The 405-nt window shown below is 51.4% G+C and carries 4 tRNA genes; all 4 read left to right on the top strand.

Going from position 1 to position 405, the window contains the following annotated elements:
• Nucleotides 1-81: 81 nt before the first annotated feature.
• The 4 genes from CHH60_RS29420 to CHH60_RS29405 all read left to right on the top strand — a co-directional run bounded on the left by CHH60_RS29420 (nucleotide 82) and on the right by CHH60_RS29405 (nucleotide 397).
• Nucleotides 82-157, top strand: a tRNA-Asn gene (locus CHH60_RS29420).
• A gap of 3 nt (nucleotides 158-160) precedes the next feature.
• A tRNA-Thr gene (locus tag CHH60_RS29415) sits at nucleotides 161-233 on the top strand.
• A 10-nt stretch (nucleotides 234-243) separates the two neighbouring features.
• Nucleotides 244-315: transfer RNA gene (locus CHH60_RS29410), tRNA-Glu, on the top strand.
• A gap of 6 nt (nucleotides 316-321) precedes the next feature.
• Nucleotides 322-397: transfer RNA gene (locus CHH60_RS29405), tRNA-Val, on the top strand.
• Nucleotides 398-405 lie beyond the last annotated feature (8 nt).

The raw sequence follows: 405 nt of genomic DNA, 5'->3' as shown, positions 1-405 counted from the left end.
CTCTTTCATCATACATAGAAAACAGGCTCTGCATGTTAGCGTTGTACGATGAATTGCATTTGCCCTGCAAATGCATATTATTCCCTGATAGCTCAGTTGGTAGAGCACTCGACTGTTAATCGAGTTGTCACAGGTTCGAGTCCTGTTCGGGGAGCCATTTGCTCTCATAGCTCAGTAGGTAGAGTGCATCCATGGTAAGGATGAGGTCACCGGTTCGATCCCGGTTGAGAGCTTTGGAAATGGGGCCCGTTGGTCAAGGGGTTAAGACACCTCCCTTTCACGGAGGTAACAGGGGTTCGAATCCCCTACGGGTCATAGGATGGAGGCTTAGCTCAGCTGGGAGAGCATCTGCCTTACAAGCAGAGGGTCGGGGGTTCGAGCCCCTCAGCCTCCACCATCTTGATT

Origin of the sequence: Paenibacillus sp. 7523-1 (assembly GCF_002276415.1) — a bacterium.
GTDB classification, from domain to species: Bacteria; Bacillota; Bacilli; order Paenibacillales; family Paenibacillaceae; genus Paenibacillus; species Paenibacillus illinoisensis_A.
Note: the sequence above shows the minus strand (reverse complement) of the source record. Positions and strands in the feature narration are given on the sequence as shown.